The sequence below is a fragment of the Agrobacterium sp. ST15.13.015 genome (genome assembly GCF_027871645.1).
GTDB lineage: Bacteria > Pseudomonadota > Alphaproteobacteria > Rhizobiales > Rhizobiaceae > Agrobacterium > Agrobacterium leguminum.
The window spans coordinates 32,365-55,072 of sequence record NZ_JAQAHF010000019.1 but is presented as its reverse complement, the minus strand read 5'-3'; the positions used below and the strand labels follow the sequence as shown (position 1 = coordinate 55,072).

Sequence of the window (22,708 nt, the reverse complement as noted above, 5' to 3'; positions counted from 1 at the left end):
TTCCGGCTAATCTGGAGGAGAACTGACATGACGCATTCATTGCTCAACCCCACGCGTCGCGCCTTTCTGGCAGGCACGGCGGCGCTTGGCGGCGGCGCGATGCTCGGCATTCGCCCGGCATCGGCAGCGGTGAACTGGAAAAAACACGCCGGCACCACGCTTGAGGTCAATCTCGTCAAAAGCCCACGCAGCGAAACGCTGATCAAATATCTCGGCGAATTTGAAGAACTGACCGGCATCAAGGTCAATGCCGAAGCCACCCCGGAACAGCAGCAGCGCCAGAAGGTCGTGATCGAGCTTTCCTCCGGCAAGCCGAGCTTCGATGTGGTGCATCTGAGCTACCACGTTCAGAAGCGCCAATTCGAAAAGGGCAAATGGCTTGCCGATATCAGCGGCTTCCTGAAGGACCCGTCGCTGACCGATCCTTCGCTTGCGGAGAAGGATTTTGCCGAGGCAGGTATGCTGTTTGCCAAGGATAGCGACGGCGTGCTGCGCTCGCTGCCCTTCTCGGTGGATTACTGGATCGTCTACTGGAACAAGGAGCTCTTCGAAGCCAAGGGCCTGAAATACCCTGAGACCTTTGAGGAACTGGTGACGGCGGCGGAAAAGATCACCGATCCCGCAACCAACACCTATGGTTTCGTTGCCCGTGGCCTGAAGAACGCCAATACCCCGGTCTGGACCTCGCTGATGCTGGGTTATGGCGCAAAGCCCATCGGCGCGGACGGAAAGGTCAACACCGAATCCAAGGAAGCGGTGGAAGCCGCCAAGCTCTATCAGCGCCTGATGACCAAGGCCGCCCCTCCCGGCGTCTCCGGCTTCAACTGGGCGGAAGCGCAGTCGGCCTTCCTCCAGGGCAAGATCGGCATGTGGTTCGATGGCGTCGGTTTTGCGCCGCCAATCGAAAACCCGGAAAAATCCCGCGTCGTCGGCAAGGTCGGTTACGGCGTCATGCCGAAGGGCCCGGCAGCGCAGGCCGCCGGCACATTCGGTGATGGTCTCGGCGTCGTCGAAGCCAGCAGCAAGAAGGAAGCCGCTTACCTCTTCTGCCAATGGGCGATTTCGCATGAAATGGGCGCGCGTCTGTTGCAGGCGGGTGCCGGCGTTCCCTTCCGCCAGTCCATCCTCGAAGACCAGAAGGTGCGTGAAGGCGTGAAGATGCCGGCCGCCTGGCTGGATGCGGTCGTCGGTTCCGGCAAGGTCTCGCAGCTTGCGCTGCCCGTCATCATTCCGGTGACGGAATTCCGCGACATCTACGGCGTCGGCCTCACCAACATGATCGGCGGCGCGGATCCTGCCGCAGAACTCAAGAAGGCGACGGAACAGTTCGCACCCGTTCTGGCGCGTAGCGAGGGATAATGGCCTCCGTGAGCATCGAAAACACCAAAACAGGCGTCAGTCGTAAAGAAGGGAGCAGGCCGGCAAGGCTTGCTCCCAACTACTGGCCCTTTGTCATACCGGCACTTGTCGTCATTTCGGCGGTAATCGTTTTTCCATGGGTCTTTACCCTCTGGATGAGCGCGCATCGCTGGACGCTCGGACAGGAGCAGAGCTTTATCGGTTTCGAGAACTACATCCGGCTCGCCAGCGACGCCCGGTTCTGGGAATCGCTCTGGCACACGCTCATCTATACCGTGCTGTCGGTCGTCGCCCCACTGTTCCTCGGAACATTGGCGGCGCTGGTTTTCGATGCGCAATTGCCGCTGCGCGGTTTCCTGCGCGGCGTCTTCGTCATGCCGATGATGGCGACCCCGGTCGCCATCGCGCTCGTCTGGACCATGATGTTCCACCCGCAGCTCGGTGTCCTGAACTATCTGCTCTCCTTCATCGGCATCGGCCCGCTGGAATGGATCTACAACCAGTCCACCGTCATCCCCTCTCTGGTGCTGGTGGAAACCTGGCAATGGACCCCGCTCGTCATGCTGATCGTGCTCGGCGGACTGGCCGCCGTGCCGCGCGAACCCTATGAGAGCGCCGAAATCGATGGCGCCAATGCCTGGCAGAAGTTTCGTTATCTCACCATGCCGATGATTGCGCCGTTCCTCATGATCGCCGTCATCATCCGCTCCATCGACGCCGTCAAAAGCTTCGACATCATCTACGCGATGACCCAGGGCGGACCCGGCACCGCGTCCGAAACCATCAACATCTACCTCTACAACACGGCATTCGCCTATTACGACATCGGTTACGGCTCGGCCATGGCCGTCGTCTTCTTCATCATCATCGTGGCGCTCTCCTTCGTGCTTCTGATGGTGCGCCAGCGCTCGCAATGGAACGAGATGGAGGATCGCTGATGTGTGCAAAAATCCTGAAACGCAAGACGGTTGATCGCATCGGCCTGTTCTTCGTGGCGCTGGTGATGATCTCACCGGTCATCCTGTTCTTCATCTGGATGATCTCGCTGTCGCTGAAATATGAAATCGACAACGGCGCCTATCCACCGATCCTCATTCCCGAACGTTTCGCCTGGTCGAACTATGTGAAGGTGTTCGAGGAAAACAACTTCTTCCTCTATTTCTGGAACTCGGTCCTCGTCACCGGTGCGGCCACTATTCTCGCGCTCGTCATCGGCGTGCCCGCCGGTTATGGCATCGCCCGGCTGAAGGCGGAAAAGTCGGCGGTCGTCATCATGATCGCCCGCATGACGCCCGGCCTCTCCTTCCTCATTCCGCTGTTCCTGCTGTTCCAATGGCTGAACCTGCTCGGCACGCTCTGGCCACAGATCATCATCCATCTGGTGGTGACGGTTCCGATCGTCGTCTGGATCATGATCGGTTATTTCGAGACCACGCCGAAGGAACTGGAAGAAGCGGCAAGCATCGATGGCGCGTCCTCCTGGCAGGTCTTCCGACTGGTGGCGCTACCGATTGCCAAGCCCGGCATCGTCGTCTCCTTCATCCTCGCGGTCATCTTCTCGTGGAACAACTTCGTCTTCGGCATCGTGCTGGCCAGCCGTGAAACCCGCACCCTGCCGGTCGCGGTCTACAACATGCTGTCCTTCGAACAGGTCAGCTGGGGTCCGCTTGCCGCCGCAGCGCTGATCGTGACGCTGCCGGTGCTGCTGCTGACCATGTTCGCACAGAAACAGATCGTGGCGGGTCTCACCGCCGGCGCCGTCAAGGGCGGCTGAACCAAACAAATCATAACGGGAACCTGCACATGGCACCGGTCAATATTCAGAACGTCCAGAAGCGCTTCGGCGCGGTCAACATCATCCATGGCATCGATATCGACATCAAGGATGGCGAATTTGTCGTGCTCGTCGGCCCTTCCGGCTGCGGCAAATCCACGCTGCTGCGCATGATCGCCGGGCTCGAAGAGCTGAGCGACGGCGAAATCCACATCGGCGCACGCGAGGTCAGCCACCTGCCCGCCCGTGACCGCGATATCGCCATGGTCTTCCAGAACTACGCGCTTTATCCGCACATGACGGTCAAGGACAATATGGGCTTCGCGCTGAAGCTGAAGAAGGTGAGCGCCGAGGAAACCAAGGCGAAGGTGGACAGGGCCGCCGCCATTCTGGGGCTGGAAAAGCTGCTGGACCGTTATCCGCGCCAGCTTTCCGGCGGCCAGCGCCAGCGTGTCGCCATGGGCCGCGCCCTGGTGCGCGATCCGCAGGTCTTCCTGTTCGATGAGCCGCTTTCCAACCTCGACGCCAAGCTGCGCGTGCAGATGCGCGGCGAGATCAAGGCCATGCACCAGCGCATCGGCACCACCACCATCTATGTCACTCACGACCAGGTGGAAGCCATGACCATGGCCGACAAGATCGTGGTGCTGCATGATGGCGTCATCGAGCAGATCGGCGCGCCGCTGGAGCTTTACGACAATCCCGCCAACCTCTTCGTCGCCGGCTTCATCGGCTCGCCCGCCATGAATTTCATTCGCGGCCGGGTGGAGGAAGGTGTGTTCCGCACGGCGAAGGGCCTCAGCCTGCCGCTGCCCGCCAATGCCGATATCGGCAAGCTGGGCGGCCGTGACCTCGTCTACGGCGTGCGGCCGGAACATATCCGCGCCGCTGAGAGTGGCATTGAAGGCCGGGTCGAACTGGTCGAAGGCACCGGCTCGGAAATCTATGCCAAGCTGAATTGCAAGGGCGACGAGATCGCCTGCCTGTTCCGCGAGCGCCTCAATGTCCGCTTCGGTGATACGATCCGCATTGCCATCGATCCGGCAACCGTGCATCTGTTCGACAAGGACAGCGGCAAGCGTATCTGACAGGTGACAGAAGTGAACAGCATGGCAGACAAAGGCGGCAAGCATGTGCTCTGCGTGGGTGCCGCCGTGCTGGACACCCTGTTCCGTGTGCATGACATGCCGAAGGGTGAGGGCAAGGTCCTGCCCTATGAGATGCTGCAGATCGCCGAAGGCATGGCGTCCAGTGCTGCCTATGCCGTCCATCGCATGGGGGGGCGCGCCAGCCTCTGGGGCGCGGTGGGCGATGACGAAACCGGCACCCGCATCCTGCGCGATCTCGCCGAAAGCGGCATCGATGTTGCCGGCATGACTATCGCCGCCGGGGCGCGCTCGGCCCTGTCGACGATCATCATCGATGACCGGGGAGAACGGCTGATCGTGCCTTTTTACGATCACCGACTGCATGAGAAAAAACGCACCTGCACGCCGGAGGATATTGCCCCCTTTGATGCCGTTCTGGTTGATGTTCGCTGGCCGGAACTGGCGCGCGATGTTCTGACGGTGGCACGCGCGCTTGGCAAACCCGCCATTCTGGATGGCGACGTTGCTCCGGTAGAGACGCTTGAAAAGCTCGCTCCCGCCGCAACCCATATCGTCTTTTCCGAACCCGCCGCCGCCCGGCTCACCGGACTTGAAACGGTGAAGGACATGCTGCCGATGCTGCATTCCCGCTACCCGCAGACCTTCATCGCCGTCACCGCCGGTCCACTAGGCTGCTGGTGGACGGAAGCCGGCGATCCCACGGTGCATTTCCAGACGACCATGCAGGTTAAGGCAGTCGATACCCTGGCGGCGGGCGATATTTTCCACGGCACGTTTGCACTTGCGATGGCTGAGCGCATGGAAAGCCGCGCGGCCATCCGCCTCTCCTCCGTTGCCGCCGCGCTGAAATGCACGATCTTCGGCGGCCGCATCGGCGCACCGACGCGCGAAGAGACGGAAGACGCGATGCGCCAATGGCTGGAGCGTGAAGGCGAACCCGCGCTGCGCGCCTCCTGAGCGCATCCATTGCCTGCATAAAACTATTCCATTTTTGCGATGCCGTTTCGCGGCGAAGTAGTCTAACGTCAAGTCAGAGCAAAGCTTTTCATGAAGCCGCGCCTTTTCCACCTTGAGCCCGTATTCCGCAAAAGTGATCGCCCGATGCATCAGACGACCCGCCCGAGACTGCGCGATATCGGTTTCCGGCCCGGCCATTTCGAGACCGGCCCGCTCAACGCCATCACCGATGTCGAAGGCGTGACCATCGGCCATTCGACCGTCATCGAAGGCGACACGATCCGCACGGGCGCAACCGCGATCCTGCCGCATGGCGGCAACCTGTTTCAGGACAAGGTGCCCGCCGCCTTCGCCGTCTATAACGGCTTCGGCAAATTTGCCGGTTCGACCCAGATCGAGGAACTCGGCGAGCTCGAAACACCCATCATCCTCACCAATACGCTGGCAACTGGCCGGGCCATCGAGGCGATCAACCGCCATACGCTGGCACAGCCGGGCAATGAGAAAGTCGTCTCGATCAATGCCGTCGTTGGCGAAACCAACGATTCCCGCCTGAACGACATCCGTGCCGGCCGCCCGACCATCGAGGAAATTTCGGTCGCGCTGCAAAACGCGGCCACAGGCCCGGTGGCCGAGGGCGGCGTGGGTGCCGGAACCGGCACGGTGGCCTTCGGCATGAAAGGCGGCATCGGCACCGCATCCCGCATCGTCACCATCGCCAGAACGACCTATACGCTCGGCATTCTCGTCCAATCCAATTACGGCGGCCATCTGCTGGTCTGCGGCAAGTCCTATGTCAGCCCTGACCATAAGGACAAGGACGGCTCGATCGTCATCATTGTCGCCACCGACGCGCCGCTCTCCTCCCGCAACCTGAAGCGTCTGGCGGCTAGAAGCTTCGGCGGGCTGGCGCGCACGGGTGCGGCACTCAGCAACGGCTCCGGTGACTATGCGCTGGCATTCTCCACCGATGAGCGGCTGCGCCGCACGCCTGCGCGCCGCAAGGCCGTCGCAGACTATCCGGAACTTTCCAACGATGCGATTTCGCCATTCTTCGAAGCCGCGATAGAGGCGACGGAGGAGGCGATCCTCAATTCGCTCTGCGCGGCAACCACGACAACTGGCTTCAATGCCGGCACCGGCAAGGTCTCCACGGTCGAGGCCATTTCCATCGACGCCCTTAAAACCCTTCTTTCAGCCTGACTTTTCCAGACGGAGTTTTCATGACTAGCCAATCCGGTCGCATCGTTTACGTCAACGGCGAATTCCTGCCCGAAGCGGACGCCCGCCTTTCCATCTTCGACCGCGGTTTCCTGTTCGGCGACGGCATTTATGAAGTCACCTCGGTTCTGGAAGGCAAGCTGATCGACAGCGACCTGCATATGGCCCGGCTGGAGCGCAGCGCCCGCGAAATCGATGTGCCGCTGCCGGTCACCACGAAAGAGATCGTCGAGGCCGAGCGCCGCCTGATCGCCGACAACAACCTTGTCGAAGGCATGATCTACCTGCAGCTGACGCGTGGCGCCGAAGACCGCAACTTCCTCTTCTCCGCCGATCTGAAGCCAACGCTGGTCATGTTCACCCAGGCCAAGAAACTGATCGGCACCCCGGTCGAGGAAGCCGGCATCGCCGTCAAATCGGTTCCCGACCAGCGCTGGGAACGCCGCGACATCAAGACCGTCTGCCTGCTGCCGCAGGTCATGGCCAAGCGCATCGCCAAGGCCGAGGGTTGTGACGAAGCCTGGATGATCGAGGATGGTTTCGTTACCGAAGGCGCTTCCTCCACCGCCTATATCATTACCGGCGACAAAAAGATCGTCACCCGCGGCAACAGCAACAAGACCCTGCCCGGCTGCACCCGCCTTGCCGCGCTACAGCTGGCCAAGGAAGCCGGCTTCACGCTGGAAGAACGCCCTTTCACGCTGGAAGAGGCGCTGAATGCTGACGAGGCCTGCCTGACCAGCGCCTCCAACTTCGTGGTTTCGGTCACGAAGATCGACGGCAAGCCGGTGGGTAACGGCAAGCCCGGCCCGATGGTGAGCCGCTTGCGCGCGCTCTACCTCGAAAACGCCCGCCGCACCGCGATTTAAGCAAACATCAGCCTTCGAGAACCGCCCATATACGCTCGACAACGGGCCGGCGGTTCTCCTTGGAACGATAAAGCCGGATATCGACGGCAATATCGAAACTGTCATCGGCGGCACGCACCAGCGCGCCGCTATCCAGCTCGTGCCGCATCAGGCTTTCCGGCACCCAGGCGACACCCCAGCCGGCCATCGCCATGGCTTTCAGCCCCACCGACATGCTGCCCTCATGCACCCGCTCGAATTGCGGCAGGCGCGCGCTCAGCAGATCGCGCAGCAACGGCCCAAAGAACGAAGCCTTTTCATAGTCCAGATAGGCGAATGGTTTTCGTGCATTTTCCATGAGTTCATGCAGCGGCGAGCCGTCTTTCGCCGGCGCGGAAACGGGAATGATGTTTTCCGCACCCAGCACGCGGAACTCGAAGGTCTGCGCATCGAGCAGCATCGGCACTTCGTGATGGGCATAGGTCAGAAGGAAATCGCTCTGCCCGTCCACCAGCGAATTGAGATTCTCCTCCATGCTGCCGGAATCCGGCCGCAGAACCGAAAACAGCGGCCCGGCCTTCTCGTTCACCCGTTTCAGCCAATCCGGGAAGAAAGTGAAGGACAGGGTGTGCAGGGCCGTCAGCCGAACCGTCTTCGCATCCTCGCCATCCTCCTGCAACAGGGTGCGCCGGGCATGATAGAGCTGTTTCAGCGTCTCCTGTGCCACCGGCACGAACTTCACGCCCGCCTCGGTCAGCCGCGAGGGGTAGGAAGCACGATCGACCAGCGTGGCACCCACCCAGGCCTCCAGCTGCTTGATGCGTCGGCTGAAGGCGGATTGCGTCACATGCCGCTCATCCGCCGCTTTCGAGAAATTGAGCGTTCCGGCCAACGCCAGGAAATCCTCGAGCCATTTGACTTCCAAGGGCCTGTTCTCCCACAAAGATGTTGTCCCGGCCTGCCGGGAACATGGGTCTTTATTAGGAGCAATGGAACCTGATTGAAACCCACTAGAAACTTCGGACTGTTGAGGAAATAGCCCGAGCCTCGCTCTCGTCATCCTTGGGCTTATCCCAAGGATCTAAGCACGTCAACAAAATCAATCGCTTGCAGATCCTCGGGACAGGCCCGAGGATGACGTCGAATTTGTCGGGCGCAACGGGATCGGTTTCAGACCGTTAGCAGGTTCTGGAATATTCGATCATCCGCGCCCGGCTGGAAACCAGCTCGATCCGGTCGTCACCCAGCCGGTTGAGGCAGACGCGCTTCGTCCACGGCCCGTCAATCAGCGTGAAGAGGAAACGGCCATTACCGAGCGCCTTCAGAGGCATGCTGCGACGCGTCGGGCCGATGCCCATCGTCAGCGATGAGCCGCTGATCGAAAATTCGGCGCCCTCATCCGAGCGCCACGAGCCCGAAAGATCATCCGGCACCGCATGATCGCCGACCGGCAGGAAGCGGCGAGCGGCGTGGCCGGCCTCGCCAACAATGGCATCACCCTCTAGCCTGAGGCGCATCGGAGACGATGCGGAGCGGGAAGAGACCCAGCCATCCGCATCCTCATAAAGCGTGTCGTCACCATCAATGAAAGTCGACGTACTGCCCTTGATTTCCAGCCACCACGGCCCGCTTTCGGTCACGTAAAGGCCTTCCTGCAGGCTGGCGGCGGGCTTGGGCAAAGGCAGGCCGGTGAGGGCGGCCATGCTTTCCAGCACGATCTTGAAGCCGTTGGTATCCTCGCGGTTCGACACCACGACAAAACCAGTGCCGTTTTCCGGATCGAGGAGAAAGTAAGTCTTGTAGCCCGGATGCGAACCGCCGTGGCCGACGAAGCGCCTGTCTCCCAGATGCGACCAGCGCAGGCCGAGACCATATTCGCTCATTCGCCCATCGGCCAACGAACGTTCAGCAGAAAGCCTGTGGAGAACACCCGCAAAGCTGCCCTCGCCCCGCATCAGCCCCTGCAACCAGCGGGTCAGCGCTTCGGCGCTGCCGGCAAGACTGCCCGAAGCGGAAATATGCAGACCGGCGGCCGAAAGCTGCCAGTTGTCTTCATCCTTCCAGTAACCCGGCACCAACCCGTCGACAGGATCGTTCCAGACATCCGGCGCCTTCAGGAACACGCCGAAGGGACCGGCAATCTGCGTCTGAACGAAATCATCGAAACGGAAACCGCGACGCTCCAGCGCCGCTTCCACCAGACGATAACCGGTATTGGAATAAGACACCTCGCTGCCAGCAGGAAAATTCAGCCGCGTCAGCCGCGAAAGGTATTCGAGAAGCGGGCCGGCCTTTGTCTCCGTGTAAACGGAAAGACCAAGCAGTGAGAGGCATTCCCGCGTATCCGGCAGCCCGCCACTCATATCCAGCGCCTGCCCCACCGTCACCTCGCGGAGCGGCGATTGCAGCTCCGGCAGATGCTTGCCGAGTGTATCGTCAAGCCCGATCAGATCGGAGTGGGCAAGCACCATGGCACAGAAAGCGTGTTTGGTGACGGAAGCATAACGCACCACGCTCTGCGGCGTGAAAGGTGCGAAGGTGGAGAGGCTTTCGACACCTCCAGCATGAGCGAAGCGAATGCCACCGAGATCGAAACCGATGACCGCCCCGCCCGGCTCGTTGCCCGCCCATTGCGAGACGAAGCTCTCGGCAAGCGTTGAAGCGGCATTCCAGTCGAATTGCTGTGGCATGGTTCGGTCTCGTGTCTTGTCGTCTCTACAGAAAGCCTCGGCATCGCCGCTTGTTTCTTCTCCCCGAGGGGGAGAAGGTGGCCCGAAGGGTCGGATGAGGGGGCAACGGTAAAGATTTACGGGAAGCTTGCCCCCTCATCCCGCTGCCGCGGACTTCTCCCCCTCGGGGAGAAGAAACTCGTGGCACCCGCTCGATTTATTGGCAACGTAGACTCAGGCCGGCTCTTCCAACCGGATGCTCAGGCTGCGCAGCTCTTCCGTATGCGGATGTTTCGTGCGGCCTTCGCGCAGATCGTCCGCACTCAGCTGCTCCACCATTTCCCCGTTCAACATCACGCCCACCTGCGGGCACAGATGCGCAATGACCGCCAGATTGTGGCTGACGAGAATATAGGTGAGGTTGCGCGCCGCGCGCAGGTCCTGCAACAGGTTCAGAATTTCCGCCTGCACCGAAACATCCAACGCCGAAGTCGGCTCATCAAGCAGCAGCACCTGCGGATCGGCGATCAAGGCGCGGGCAATCGCCACGCGCTGGCGCTGGCCGCCGGAAAGCTGGTGCGGGAAACGGAACCGCACGGCCTGCGGCAACGCCACATCCGAGAGTGCCTGCTGGATGCGCTTTTCGATATTGTCCATGCCATGCACCAGCGGCAATTCGCTGAGAATGCGGTCGATGGTCTGGCGCGGATGCAGCGAGCCATAGGGGTCCTGAAACACCATCTGCACCTGCCGGAAGAATTCCGGCGTGCGCTTCAGCGGCGCATCCTTGCCGGCAAAGGCGATGCGGCCTTCCCAACTTTCGTTGAGGCCGGCCATGGCGCGCAGGATGGTGGACTTGCCCGAGCCGCTTTCGCCGACGATGCCGAAGCTGCCGCCCTTTTCCACCGAAAAGGACACGCCCTTTACCACTTCGCGGTCGCCGAACTTGATACGGAGATTATCGACGTCGATCATTGGCTGGACCACGCTGCATCACGGTTGAGAACGGGAAGACGCTCGCGCGGATGCGTCAGCGAGGGAATGCAGTTCAGCAGTCCCTGCGTGTAAGGATGCTGGGCTTTCAAAAGCTCGGAAGCCTTCAGTTCCTCCATCACCCGGCCTGAATACATGACAGCGACGCGGTCGCAGAAATGCGAAACGAGCGGCAGGTCGTGGCTGATGAGGATGAGGCCCATGCCGCGTTCCGATACCAGCTCCTCTATCAGCCGCAGGATTTCAGCCTGCACCGTGGCGTCAAGCGCGCTGGTCGGTTCGTCGGCGATCAGCAGTTCCGGATCGGGCGCGAGCATCATGGCGATCATCACGCGCTGGCCCATGCCGCCGGAAACCTCATGCGCATAGGATGAGGCAACCTGGCGCGGATTGCGGATCTTCACCTGATCGAGAAGCGCGATGGCCGCTTCCATGGCGGCACGCTTGCTGCCGCCCTTATGGGCACGCCAGGCTTCCGCGATCTGCGCCCCCATGGTCTTCACCGGGTTCAGCGAATATTTCGGGTCCTGAAGAATGAAGCCGGCCCGCTTGCCGCGGATCTGCCGCATCTGCTTTTCGCTGGCCGACAGCACGTCGATGCCGTCGAAGGCGAGCTTGTCGGCGCGGATATCCGCATTGGAGGGCAGGAGCTTCATCAGCGCCCGCGCCGTCAGGCTCTTGCCGGAACCGGATTCGCCGACAATGCCGAGCTTTTCAGTGCCGAGCTTCATGGAGACACCGCGCACCGCCTCGAAACGGCTGGTGCGGGTCTGGAAAGCGATCTTCAGATTTTCGATTTCGACCAGCATGGCTCAATGTCCCTTCGGGTCGAGAACGTCGCGCAGGCCATCGCCAAGGAAGTTGAAGGCGAGCGAAACGAGGAAGATGGCGATGCCGGGAATGGTGGCGACCCACCATTGTTCGAAGATGAAGCGCTTGGCGGTGGCGATCATCGCACCCCATTCCGGCGAAGGCGGCTGTGCACCCATGCCAAGGAAGCCGAGGCTTGCGGCGGTGATGATGATCGAGCTCATATCAAGCGTAATGCGCACGATAAGGCTCGGCACGCAAAGCGGCGCGATATGCCGGGCGATGATGCGCCAGGCGGAAGCGCCGGTCAGCCTATAAGCCGCAACGAAATCGCTGCCGCGCACCGTCATTGTTTCGGCGCGCGCCAGACGCGCATAGGGCGGCCAGGCGGTGAGCGCGATGGCGAGAATGGCGCTCTCGGCACCCGGCTTCAGAGCCGCGACGAAAGCAAGCGCGAGGATGAGGCGCGGGAAGGCCAGGAACACATCCGTCACGCGCATCAGCACCGTATCGACAATGCCGCCGAAATAACCGGCGATGCAGCCGATGGCGAGGCCAATGGGTGCTACGAGAACGACGACGGCAATGACCATGCCGAGCGTGACGCGGCCGCCATAGAGAATGCGCGAGAGAATATCGCGACCAAGCTCATCCGTGCCGAACCAGTGTTCGGCGCTCGGAAACGCTAAGCGATTGCCGAGGTTCTGCGTCGCCGGATCGTAAGGGGCAAGCAGCGGCGCCAGCAGCGACAGCGCGATGAAGAGAACGATGATCGTAAGTCCGATTACCGCCAGCGGATTGGACTTGAGATTGAGCCAGATGCGATACCGGTTGCCCCAGGCAGCCTGTGTTCGCGAATGTGGCGTCTCATCCAGCGCCCAGTTTCTGAAATTAGCTAACATCATCGAACGCGAGGATCCATAACTCTGTAAAGCACGTCTGCGAGCAGGTTGAGGGCGACATAGATGAAGCCGATCAACAGGGTTGCTCCGACGACGGGGTTCATGTCCGCGTTCATGAGCGAGACGGTGAGATATTGGCCGAGACCCGGCCAGCTGAACACAGTTTCCGTCACCACCGCACCTTCGAGGAGGCCGGCATAGGTGAGCGCGAGAACCGTGATGAGCTGCACGGCGACCGTCGGGAAGGCATGGCCCCAGATCACGGTCATGGCCGAAAGCCCCTTGGCGCGGGCGGTGATGACATATTCGCCCTTCAGCGCGTCGATCATGAAGGCGCGCGTCATGCGGGTGATATAGGCCATGCTGAAATAGGCGAGGATGCATACGGGCTGCACCATATGGGCGATGGCGTCGTAAAAGGCGTCCCAGTCGCCCGCAAGCAGCGTGTCGACCGTCATCAGACCAGTGACCTGCGTGATCATGCCGTCATAGATGATGTCCTGCCGGCCCGGCCCCGGTGCGACGCCAAGCGTGGCGTAGAAGACGAGCAGCGAAATCAGCGCCAGCATGAAGACCGGCACGGAGTGACCGGCAAGGCAGACGACGCGGATGACCTGGTCGGTCAGCTTGCCCTGCTTGACGGCCGCCCAGACACCGAGCGGAATGCCGATCAGCGCAGCAAGGATGAGAGCTGCGGTGGCAAGTTCGAAGGTGGCGGGGAAAACGCGCTTGATATCGATCCAGACCGGATTGCGGGTCAGGATCGAATTGCCGAAATCGCCATGCAGGACCTGCGAGACATAATGGAAGAACTGCACGACCAGCGGCTGGTCGAGACCCATTTCGGCCCGGACCCGCACGATGACGTCTTCGGGCGCGTTATCGCCGACCGCCGCGATGACGGGATCGACGGGCATGACGCGCCCGATCATGAAGGTGATGACCATCAAACCGAACAGCGTCAGGAGGACGCTGCTCAGTATCGACGATATGCTTTTAACGCGCTTGTTCAATGTCACGCTTTCTTCGCATCGTGGTAGGAATTGCCCTCGGAGAGAACGCCGAGTTCGAAGCCGGAAACACCCTTGCGGAAGGCTGCCGTCTTCGTGGTCTGGAACATGAAGACGAAGGGGCTGTTTTCCATGTGCTCGCGTTGCAGGGCTTCATAAAGCTCCACGCGCTTTGCAGGATCCTTCTCGTCACGCGCGGCTTCGGCCTTGGCGGCGAAGTCGTCGTTCTTGAAGCGCGAACGCCACAGGAAGGGCTTCGACTTGGCGTCGTCGCCATTGTCCTTGTTGATGTTGAAGACATCGGCGTTGGAATGCGGATCGAAATAATCCGTGCCCCATGCGGAAAGCGCCATCTGGTGCTCACGCGCGCGCATCTTGGTCAGAACCTGACGGTTTTCCGCCGACTGCAGGCGCACCTTGATGCCGATATCGGCAAGGTTTGCCTGAATGGCCTGCGCCAGATCGGGATAAGGCTGGGCGGAATAGTGATCCATGCTGATCTCGAAACCGTCGGCAAGACCGGCTTCCGCCATCAAAGCCTTGGCCTTTTCGACGTCGCGCTGGTACGGAATGTCGTTGACGGCGCCGGGGAAACCCTTCGGCTCGAAGCTCTGGTGGATTTCGTGCGTCAGCGGCACGATGTTTTCCTGCATGCCCTTGTAGTCCAGCGCCCACTTGATGGCCTGCCAGACCTGCGGCTTGGCGAGGTTCTCATTGCCCTGGTTGAGCGAGATCAGCACCAGCGAGGCAATGGACTTGCGCTCCAGTTCGATATTCGCATCGTCCTTGACGGTGCGCAGCTGTTCCGACGTCAGGTCGCGGGCAATGTCGATATCGCCCTTCTGCAGCATCAGCAGCTGGGAAGACGGATCGGTGACGTGGCGCAGGATGATGCGCTTGATATTGCCCTTGTAAGGACCGTTCGGATTGACGGTGAGCGCAACGCTTTCGCTCGGCTTCCAGGCCTGTAGCACGAAGTCGCCGGAGCCGGCGCTGTTCTTCTGCAGCCAGCCATTGCCGAGGTCTTCGCCGGAAGCATTGGCGAGAACCGCCTTCTTTTCGACGATCGCGCCGATATTGGCGGAGAGGCAATAAAGCAGGAAGGAGATGGCGGTCGGCTTTGCCGTCGTCAGCTTCACCGTCTTGTCATCAGTGGCAACGATAGTCGTCTCGGCATTGTCGGGCGTGAAGCCGAACTGGCTGATGATGAAGGCCGGGCTCTTGTTCATCTTGATGGCGCGCTGCAACGAGAAGGCGACGTCTTCCGCCGTGACCTTGGCGCCGCTCGCGAAGGTCGCCTCGTCACCGATCGTGAAGGTGAAGACCTTGCTGTCCGCATCGGCTTCCCAGGATTTCGCGATGACCGGATCGACCTTGGTCGAATCCTCACGGTTGGCGCGCACCAGCTTCTGATACATGTTGGAGATGATTTCACCGCCGACGGCTTCGAAACCTTCATGCGGGTCAAGGCTCGTCATATTGTCCAGCTGCTGCGCAACAACCAGAATATCCTTCGGCGTCGCGGCAAAGGCCGGAATGCGCGCATAAGAAAGGAACGGAACGGCAGCGCCGGCAATCAGCAGGTTGCGTCTTGAAATCATCGAAAATCCCCTTTCGGACCTTATTTTTCGGAAAACGGTATGGGTTTGCCCCAATCCAGTCATTTTTTTTTATGTTTTCCCGCGATTACCACGAGCAAACGAGGCCCGACCAATTCCAAATTTGGCAGAGCCTATGCACGGATTGCATTTGCTCCCGCCTTGACCTTTCCTCTACCAATTCAGAAAACTCGTCCGCACGCGCGTCCGCGCAATCCCATTTCCGAAGGTGAATGACCATGACCGATCAAAAAACCGTACCCGTCTTCGACGGCCACAACGACGTGCTGCTGCGGTTATGGCGATCGGGCAATGCTTCCCCCGAAACGCTTCTCGTCGAAGGGGATACCGTCGGCCACATCGACCTGCCCCGCGCCAAGAAAGGCGGGCTGGCCGGTGGCCTCTGCGCCGCCTATGTGCCTTCGCCCAGCATGGACAAGGACGCCAACGGCGACTACCCGACGCCGACTGAGGCGGATGCGCTGAAGGCAACGCTTGCCATGGCCGGCCTTTTGTTCCGGGCCGAAAAACAATCCGCAGGCGCGCTCAAGGTCTGCCGCACGGCCGCCGATATCCGCGACGCCATGGCAGAGGGCGCTTTCGCCTCCGTCTTCCATATCGAAGGTGCGGAGGCGATCGGCGCCGATCTGGATGCGCTCCACGTTCTCTACGAAGCGGGCCTGCGCACGCTCGGGCCGGTCTGGAGCCGCCCGAACATCTTCGCTTACGGCGTTCCCTTCCGTTTCCCCTCGACGCCGGATATCGGCCCCGGCCTCACGGATGCCGGCAAGAGGCTGATAAAGACCTGCAACGAGCTGAAGATCATGGTCGACCTGTCGCACATGAACGAGCAGGGTTTCTGGGACATTGCCGGGATTTCCGGCGCGCCGCTGGTGGCTTCGCATTCCAACGCCTATGCGCTGTGCAATCACAGCCGCAACCTGACGGACCGGCAGCTTGACGCCATCCGCGACACGGGCGGCCTCGCAGGCATCAATTTCGGCGTTCTGTTCCTGCGTCAGGACGGCGTGAAAAATCCGGACACCGATCTCAACGAACTCGTCCGCCACGTGGACTATATCGTCAACCGCATCGGCATCGATCACGTCGCGCTCGGTTCGGATTTCGACGGAACCACCATTCCCGCGGCCATGAAGGACGCAGCCGATCTGCAATTGCTGGTCGAAGCCCTGCGCAAGGGTGGTTATGACGACGAGGCGCTCGCCAAAATCTGCCACGGCAACTGGATCCGTGTGCTCGAAAAAACCTGGGGCGCGTGAGGCATATTGCAATTTATCTCCGGCGCAAAGCGCCGGAGATGTGAGCGGCAGGCCCTTAAGCCTTTGCCGCTTTTTTCTTGCCGGTCGCCCGGAAAGCCAGAAGCCCGGCGACGACACCAATCAGCGCCCATTTCATCGGCAGCACATCCGCCGTCTCGCTGCGGATCGGCAACACAGTCACGGTGCCCGGACGGGATTCATAACCCATCTGCCCTTTTGCCTTGGCCTCCGCGATCTGTTGCGGCGAAACGACCCATTCGGCGCCGCGCATCTTATCCACCGCCATGTATCCGCCGCCCGCCACAAGGGCGACGACGAGCGAAACTATTATTCTTGTGGGCTTGTTCATTGGCATCTCCTTCAATCGAAAGGAGCGTGTAGTCGCATCAAACGGCACCACCAAGCAACCGCAACGGTCAATTTGGCGTCATTCGGAACAATCCCACCAATCATGCATTCCATAGTTGTATTTTCAGCGCCCGACCGGTGAAATTCACGCATGATCGGACATAAACTTCACATCGACACTTCATGCTTTTCTGCTAATCACATTTCCTCAACCTAAACGAATTAGCGACACAATCCTGTGGTTCGCCAACAGGAACTGGCGCTGGGCAAAGTAAATGGCAGACAAGAGCGAAATTACACAAACCGATGTTACGGAATCTGCGGTTGAAAGCTTTTTTGCCAGAAACCGACCCTATCTGACCGCGATCGCCATTACGCTGGTCTTCGTGATGATGACTTTCGCCATCTATCACCTGACCTCCGAAGTCCGCTATGACGACGTCATCGATGCGCTGACACAGACCTCGGCCTCGGCGGTGCTGCTCGCCATCGTTTTCACCGCGCTCAGCTTTCTGGCGCTGATATTCTACGACGCCAATGCCATCGAATATATCGGCCGCAAGCTGCCCTTTCCGCCCATGGCGGCAACTGCGTTTGCGGCCTATGCCATTGGCAATACCGCCGGTTTCGGCCCCTTGAGCGGTGGCGCCATCCGCTTTCGCGCCTATTCCCGGCTGGGTCTGTCACCCGGTGAAATCGCCCGCGTCATCGCCTTCGTCACGCTGTCCTTCGGGCTTGGGCTGCTTTCGGTCAGCGCCATCTCCACCTTCATCGTCGCACCGCGCATCGCCGCCATCATCGGCGTCGATGCCGTTATTCTCAGGGGTGCAGCGCTTGCCATAATCGCAATTCTCGTGGCGGCCGCCTATGTCGGGCGCAACGGGCGCGCCATCCGGCTCGGCGCATGGCGGCTTCGTCTCCCGGACAGCCGGACATCGTCGCGCCAGTTCCTGGTCTCCGCCTTCGATATCGCCGCCTCCGCCTCCGTGCTTTATGTCCTGCTGCCCGACACGCATCTCGGCTGGCCGACATTTTTCGCCATCTACGCCACCGCCGTCGGCCTCGGTGTGCTCAGCCATGTGCCCGCCGGCCTCGGCGTCTTTGAAACCGTCATGGTTGCGGGGCTTGGCAACGCCATCAGCGTCGATCAGCTGCTCGGAAGCCTCGTTCTCTACCGCGTGATCTATCACGTGCTGCCGCTGGTGGTGGCCATTCTGGTCATGCTCGTCTCGGAGATGAAGCAGTTCGCGGCAAAGCCTGTTGTCTCCGATATCAGCCAGCTTGCCGTCAGGCTCGCGCCGCCGCTGCTATCGACCTTCGCGATGATCCTCGGCACCATGCTGATCTTCTCGAGTGTGACGCCGACGCCGGACAGCAATCTAGATTTCCTCTCCAATTTCGTACCGCTTCCCATCGTTGAAGCGGCGCATTTTCTCACGAGCATTCTCGGCCTCGTGCTTGTCGTCGCTTCGCGCGGCCTCGGGCAGCGGCTTGACGGCGCCTGGTGGATTGCGCTGGTCGCCGCCTCGCTGGCGCTGGTCCTCTCGCTCCTCAAGGCCATCGCCGTGTTCGAAGCCGCCATCCTCGGCGTCTTCATTGCGGCCCTCTCCGTCAATATGCGCAGCTTCAACCGCCATGCCTCGCTGGTTAAGCAGGCGCTGGGCCCAAGCTGGCTCGCCGCCATGGCCGTCATCATTGCCGGCGCGGCGACAATCCTGCTCTTCGTTTATCGCGATACGGATTACAGCCAGACATTATGGTGGCAGTTCGAATTCTCCGAGGAAGCGCCGCGCGGATTGCGCGCCCTTCTCGGCCTCGTGCTTGCCTCCTCCACCATCGCCATCTTCAGCCTGATGCGGCCGGTGGCCTTCAGGCCGGACGCCATCAAGGCCGACGACGTCACGAGTGCGACCGGCATCGTCATGAAACAGGATGCGGCCGACGCCAATCTGGTGCGCATGGGCGACAAACACGTGATGTTCTCCGAAAGCGGCAACGCCTTCATCATGTATGGCATCCAGGGCCGCTCATGGATCGCGTTTGCCGATCCGGTCGGCGATGAGGATGATTTTCCGGATCTGGTCTGGCAATTCGTGGAAGCCGCCCGTGGCGCCGGTGCGCGCGCCGCCTTCTACCAGATTTCGCCTTTCCTCCTCTCCCATTGCGCCGATGCGGGCCTGCGCGCCTTCAAGCTCGGCGAACTGGCATTGGTCGATCTCACCGCATTCGAACTGAAGGGCGGCAAGCTTGCCAATCTTCGCCAGTCGCTGAGCCGCGGCGCGCGCGACGGATTGACCTTCGAGGTGGTCGAACAGGCGCAGGTGGCGGATATTCTGGATGAGCTGAAACAGGTCTCCGATGGCTGGCTCGCCCACCACAATACCCGGGAAAAGCGTTTCTCTCTTGGCGCTTTCGAGCCGGATTACATCCTGTCGCAACCTGTCGCCGTGCTGCGCAAGGATGGAAAGATCACCGCTTTCGCCAATCTGATGGTGACGGACACGAAAAAGGAAGCCACCGTCGACCTCATGCGTTTTTCGCCGGATGCGCCGCGCGGCTCGATGGATTTTCTCTTCGTCAGCATCATGCAATATCTGCGCGAGGCGGGCTATGAGAGCTTCAATCTCGGCATGGCCCCCATGTCCGGCATGTCGAAACGCGACGCCGCCCCCGTCTGGGACCGCATCGGCAGCACGCTGTTCGAACACGGCGAACGTTTCTACAACTTCAAGGGACTTCGCGCCTTCAAGGCGAAGTTTCACCCGAAATGGGAACCGCGTTACCTTGCCGTGCAGAACGGCGCAGACGCCGCTCTGGCGCTGATGGACGCGACGGTTCTCATCAGCGGCGGCGTCAGAGGAGTGATCGGAAAATGAGAAAACCCAGCATGCTGAAAGCAGTTCTTGCCGCCTCCGCCCTGTTCGCCTCCCCCTTGTTTGTTTCTGGCGCCGTTTTTGCGCAGGACAAACCCGCTTACGAGACCGGCATGATCCCTTCCGAGCATATCATGGTGCCGGATGGCGAAATTCTCGCCAGCGTCTTCCTGATTTCTGATGCGGACGGATGGACGGCTGCCGATGAGACCCGCGCCAAGGCGCTGGTGGAAAAGGGCGCAGCCGTGGTCGGTATCGATTTCAAGGAATATCTGAAGGCGCTCGAGGCCGATGATGACGAGTGCATCTATATGATCTCGGACATCGAGTCGCTCTCGCAGCAGATCCAGCGCACCGCCGGCACGAGCAGCTATCGCCAGCCCATCCTCACCGGCATCGGCAAGGGCGGAACGCTGGCGCTGGCGATGATTGCGCAGAGCCCCGTTTCCACCGTCCGGGAAGCCATCGCCGTCGACCCCAAGGCCGGCCTGCCGCTTGAGAAAATCCTCTGCACCCCCGCAACCAAGGACAAGGCGGATGGCGAAACGGTCTATGGCCTGACCGACGGGCCGCTGCCCGCCCCCGTCAGCGTGTTGTTCACGCCTGCCGCGGATCAGAAGGGCCGCGACCACGTCAACGCGCTCGTCAAGCTGCATCCCGATATCGACGTGACGGATGTGGATGACAAGGCGGACGAGGTTTTGACCCAGACCCTGTCCGACCAGATCGACGCCGCAGGCGACACCGACAGCCCGCTCGGCCTGCCGATCAAGGTTCTGGAAACCAGCCCGGTGATGGACACCATGGCGGTGATCTATTCCGGCGACGGCGGCTGGCGCGATCTCGACGAGGAAGTGGGCGGCGCCTTCCAGAAGGAAGGCATACCCGTCATCGGCGTCGATTCGCTCCGCTATTTCTGGAAGGAAAAGAAACCGCAGGAGGTCGCCACAGATCTCGGCCGCATCATCGACACCTATCGCAAGGAATGGAAAGTCCGCAATGTGGTGTTGATCGGCTATTCCTTCGGTGCCGATATTCTTCCCGCCACCTATAATCTGCTGCCGGACCGCGACAAGTCGCATGTCGTGCAACTGACCCTGATGGGACTTTCGACCGAAGTGGATTTCGAGATTTCCGTCGAAGGCTGGCTTGGCGTTGCCGGTGAAGGCAAGGGCGGCAAGACGGTGGATGACATCGCCAAGATTGATCCGAAGCTGGTGCAATGCATCTATGGCACGGAAGAAGAAGATGAAGACCCCTGCCCCGGCCTGAAAGCCAAGGGCGTGGAAGCAGTCGGCATCGAGGGCGGTCACCATTTTGACGAGGACTATGAGGGACTGGCCAAGCGTATCGTGACGTCGCTGAAGACCCGGCTTCCGAAATAACCTGCATCCCCATCGGCCGAAATCCCGCGTCTAGGATGATCTTCGGCGGCGAATGCATCGCCGATGCTTCTTCGCGTCGCGGCCGTGCTTGCGGAATCGCTTAAACTATTATTCAAAAGAAACCGGCCTGCAGTGGATGTTCATCACATTTCCGCAACCGTGCTGCTGTTGATCGCCAACCATGGATTTTATATTTCCGGACGGGTTCAGGGAGCCGCCGCATGCCCGCTTCAAAGCGAAAGACGAAAACACCAGTCCTCGTGGAACGCATCGATCATTTCGTCGGCCAGGTCAAAGAGGCGATGAAGAGCGATGACACGCTGCGCAACAGAAAAATCCGCGATTTGTGGGATGCCGAGGTCCGCTACCATTTCGACAATGGCCGCACCGAAAAGACGCTTGAACTCTACATCATGAAATATCGCAATGCGCTGAAGGCGGAGTTCGGCGTCAAGAGCACGCCGCTTGCCATCTGCAACATGAAAAAGCTGCGCGAGCGGCTGAACACCTATATTGCGCGCGCCGACTATACGAAAACCGGCGTGGCGACCTCCATCGTCGAAAAAATCGAACGGGCGGAGTTCAACACCGCCGGTCGCAAGCCGACCGTTCTGCTGCGCATCGCGGATTTCATTTCGGCGATGAACGGTATGGGAACGAAAGAAGAGATGCAGTCCCTGTGGAATGCTGAAATCAGCACCATGAAGGGCAGAGCCCAGACAACGATCATCTCCTACATCACCAAATATCGCAACGCCATCCGCGAGGCCTTCGGCGACGACCACCCGATGCTGAAGATCGCCACCGGCGATGCCGCGATGTATGACGATGCGCGCCGGGTGAAGATGGAGAAGATCGCCAGAAAACACGGCGCGCTGATCACCTTCGAGAATTACCGGCAGGTTCTGAAGATTTGCGCCGATAAGCTCCTGTCCGCCGATCCCCTGATGATCGGCATCGGCCTGATCGGCATGACCGGGCGCCGCCCCTACGAGGTCTTCACCCAGGCCGAATTTTCGCCGGCCCCCTATGGCAAGGGCGTCTCCAAATGGAGCCTCCTGTTCAACGGCCAGGCCAAGACGAAACAGGGCGAAGGAACGAAATTCGGGATTACCTATGAAATCCCGGTGCTTGCCCGCTCGGAAACCATTCTGGCCGCCTATAGGCGCCTGCGCGAAAGCGGACAGGGAAAATTGTGGCATGGCATGTCGATCGACGATTTTTCGTCGGAAACCCGCCTGCTGCTCCGGGACACGGTTTTTAACCTGTTCGAGGATCTCTGGCCGAAGGAAGAGCTTCCCAAGCCCTATGGCCTCCGGCACCTCTATGCCGAGGTGGCCTTTCACAATTTCGCGCCGCCGCATGTGACCAAGAACAGCTACTTCGCCGCCATTCTCGGACATAACAACAACGACCTCGAAACGTCGCTGTCCTATATGACCTATACACTGCCGGAAGATCGCGACGATGCGCTGGCGCGGGCCAAGCGCGTCAATGAACGGACGTTGCAGCAGATGGCGACAATAGCGCCGGTGTCCCGCAAGGCATGATGCGTTAACGTCATTTTCCGGG

19 protein-coding genes are annotated in these 22,708 nt (G+C 60.5%); 11 read left to right on the top strand and 8 right to left on the bottom strand.

The genetic code is table 11. From position 1 onward, the window contains the following. The first annotated feature begins 27 nt into the window (after positions 1–27). From PIB16_RS23095 to PIB16_RS23065, 7 genes are all read left to right on the top strand, one after another. On the top strand, positions 28–1,359 hold the full coding sequence (locus PIB16_RS23095) for an ABC transporter substrate-binding protein (RefSeq protein WP_174036436.1): 1,332 nt from the start codon (positions 28–30) through the stop codon (positions 1,357–1,359). Further along, positions 1,359–2,297, top strand: coding sequence for a carbohydrate ABC transporter permease (locus PIB16_RS23090; protein WP_271046403.1), 939 nt, complete (start codon positions 1,359–1,361; stop codon positions 2,295–2,297). Before PIB16_RS23095 ends, PIB16_RS23090 begins: the two co-directional genes overlap by 1 nt. Before the next feature lie 14 nt (positions 2,298–2,311). After that, positions 2,312–3,133 carry a carbohydrate ABC transporter permease gene (locus PIB16_RS23085; protein ID WP_174036486.1) on the top strand — a complete coding sequence of 274 codons (822 nt, stop codon included), beginning with the start codon at positions 2,312–2,314 and terminating at the stop codon, positions 3,131–3,133. Between the two features lie 29 nt (positions 3,134–3,162). Then, positions 3,163–4,221: an ABC transporter ATP-binding protein gene (locus tag PIB16_RS23080; protein WP_065655585.1), complete on the top strand. Its 1,059-nt coding sequence runs from the start codon at positions 3,163–3,165 to the stop codon at positions 4,219–4,221. Positions 4,222–4,242: 21 nt separating this feature from the next. Continuing rightward, positions 4,243–5,199 carry a sugar kinase gene (locus tag PIB16_RS23075; protein ID WP_271046402.1) on the top strand — a complete coding sequence of 319 codons (957 nt, stop codon included), beginning with the start codon at positions 4,243–4,245 and terminating at the stop codon, positions 5,197–5,199. 144 nt (positions 5,200–5,343) lie between these two features. Beyond that, entirely contained in the window at positions 5,344–6,402 is a 1,059-nt protein-coding gene (locus PIB16_RS23070; RefSeq protein WP_271046401.1) for a P1 family peptidase, read from the top strand. A 20-nt stretch (positions 6,403–6,422) separates the two neighbouring features. Further along, the gene (locus PIB16_RS23065) at positions 6,423–7,289 is read left to right on the top strand and encodes a D-amino-acid transaminase (protein WP_271046400.1); all 867 of its coding nucleotides are present in this window, start codon (positions 6,423–6,425) and stop codon (positions 7,287–7,289) included. A gap of 7 nt (positions 7,290–7,296) precedes the next feature. Here the strand turns inward: PIB16_RS23065 and PIB16_RS23060 are convergent, their stop codons facing one another. From PIB16_RS23060 to PIB16_RS23030, 7 genes are all read right to left on the bottom strand, one after another. Then, positions 7,297–8,193: a LysR substrate-binding domain-containing protein gene (locus tag PIB16_RS23060; RefSeq protein ID WP_271046399.1), complete on the bottom strand. Its 897-nt coding sequence runs from the start codon at positions 8,191–8,193 to the stop codon at positions 7,297–7,299. Between the two features lie 253 nt (positions 8,194–8,446). After that, positions 8,447–9,958, bottom strand: coding sequence for a serine hydrolase domain-containing protein (locus PIB16_RS23055; RefSeq protein ID WP_271046398.1), 1,512 nt, complete (start codon positions 9,956–9,958; stop codon positions 8,447–8,449). 213 nt (positions 9,959–10,171) lie between these two features. After that, positions 10,172–10,912 carry an ABC transporter ATP-binding protein gene (locus PIB16_RS23050; RefSeq protein WP_078051639.1) on the bottom strand — a complete coding sequence of 247 codons (741 nt, stop codon included), beginning with the start codon at positions 10,910–10,912 and terminating at the stop codon, positions 10,172–10,174. Continuing rightward, a complete protein-coding gene (locus PIB16_RS23045; RefSeq protein WP_174036442.1) occupies positions 10,909–11,739 on the bottom strand; it encodes an ABC transporter ATP-binding protein in 831 nt (276 codons plus the stop codon). Before PIB16_RS23045 ends, PIB16_RS23050 begins: the two co-directional genes overlap by 4 nt. A gap of 3 nt (positions 11,740–11,742) precedes the next feature. Further along, complete coding sequence (gene nikC / locus PIB16_RS23040; protein ID WP_271046397.1) at positions 11,743–12,645, bottom strand: nickel transporter permease; 903 nt, start codon at positions 12,643–12,645, stop codon at positions 11,743–11,745. Next, the gene (locus PIB16_RS23035; protein WP_271046413.1) at positions 12,642–13,655 is read right to left on the bottom strand and encodes an ABC transporter permease; all 1,014 of its coding nucleotides are present in this window, start codon (positions 13,653–13,655) and stop codon (positions 12,642–12,644) included. Before PIB16_RS23035 ends, nikC begins: the two co-directional genes overlap by 4 nt. 2 nt (positions 13,656–13,657) lie before the next feature. After that, positions 13,658–15,253, bottom strand: coding sequence for an ABC transporter substrate-binding protein (locus tag PIB16_RS23030; protein WP_220317365.1), 1,596 nt, complete (start codon positions 15,251–15,253; stop codon positions 13,658–13,660). 236 nt (positions 15,254–15,489) lie between these two features. Between PIB16_RS23030 and PIB16_RS23025 the strand changes: the two genes are divergently transcribed. Then, positions 15,490–16,530, top strand: coding sequence for a dipeptidase (locus PIB16_RS23025; protein WP_271046396.1), 1,041 nt, complete (start codon positions 15,490–15,492; stop codon positions 16,528–16,530). Positions 16,531–16,585: 55 nt separating this feature from the next. Here PIB16_RS23025 and PIB16_RS23020 read toward each other — a convergent pair whose 3' ends face one another. Then, a complete protein-coding gene (locus PIB16_RS23020; RefSeq protein WP_174039633.1) occupies positions 16,586–16,879 on the bottom strand; it encodes a hypothetical protein in 294 nt (97 codons plus the stop codon). 274 nt (positions 16,880–17,153) lie between these two features. Here PIB16_RS23020 and mprF point away from each other — a divergent pair, with 274 nt between their 5' ends. The 3 genes from mprF (at position 17,154) to PIB16_RS23005 (ending at position 22,686) form a co-directional block, all read left to right on the top strand. Continuing rightward, complete coding sequence (mprF, locus tag PIB16_RS23015; RefSeq protein ID WP_080856748.1) at positions 17,154–19,754, top strand: bifunctional lysylphosphatidylglycerol flippase/synthetase MprF; 2,601 nt, start codon at positions 17,154–17,156, stop codon at positions 19,752–19,754. Further along, positions 19,751–21,136, top strand: coding sequence for a virulence factor (locus PIB16_RS23010; protein WP_161987858.1), 1,386 nt, complete (start codon positions 19,751–19,753; stop codon positions 21,134–21,136). Before mprF ends, PIB16_RS23010 begins: the two co-directional genes overlap by 4 nt. 221 nt (positions 21,137–21,357) lie before the next feature. Beyond that, positions 21,358–22,686, top strand: coding sequence for a telomere resolvase (locus PIB16_RS23005; protein WP_065656214.1), 1,329 nt, complete (start codon positions 21,358–21,360; stop codon positions 22,684–22,686). Positions 22,687–22,708: the final 22 nt, after the last annotated feature.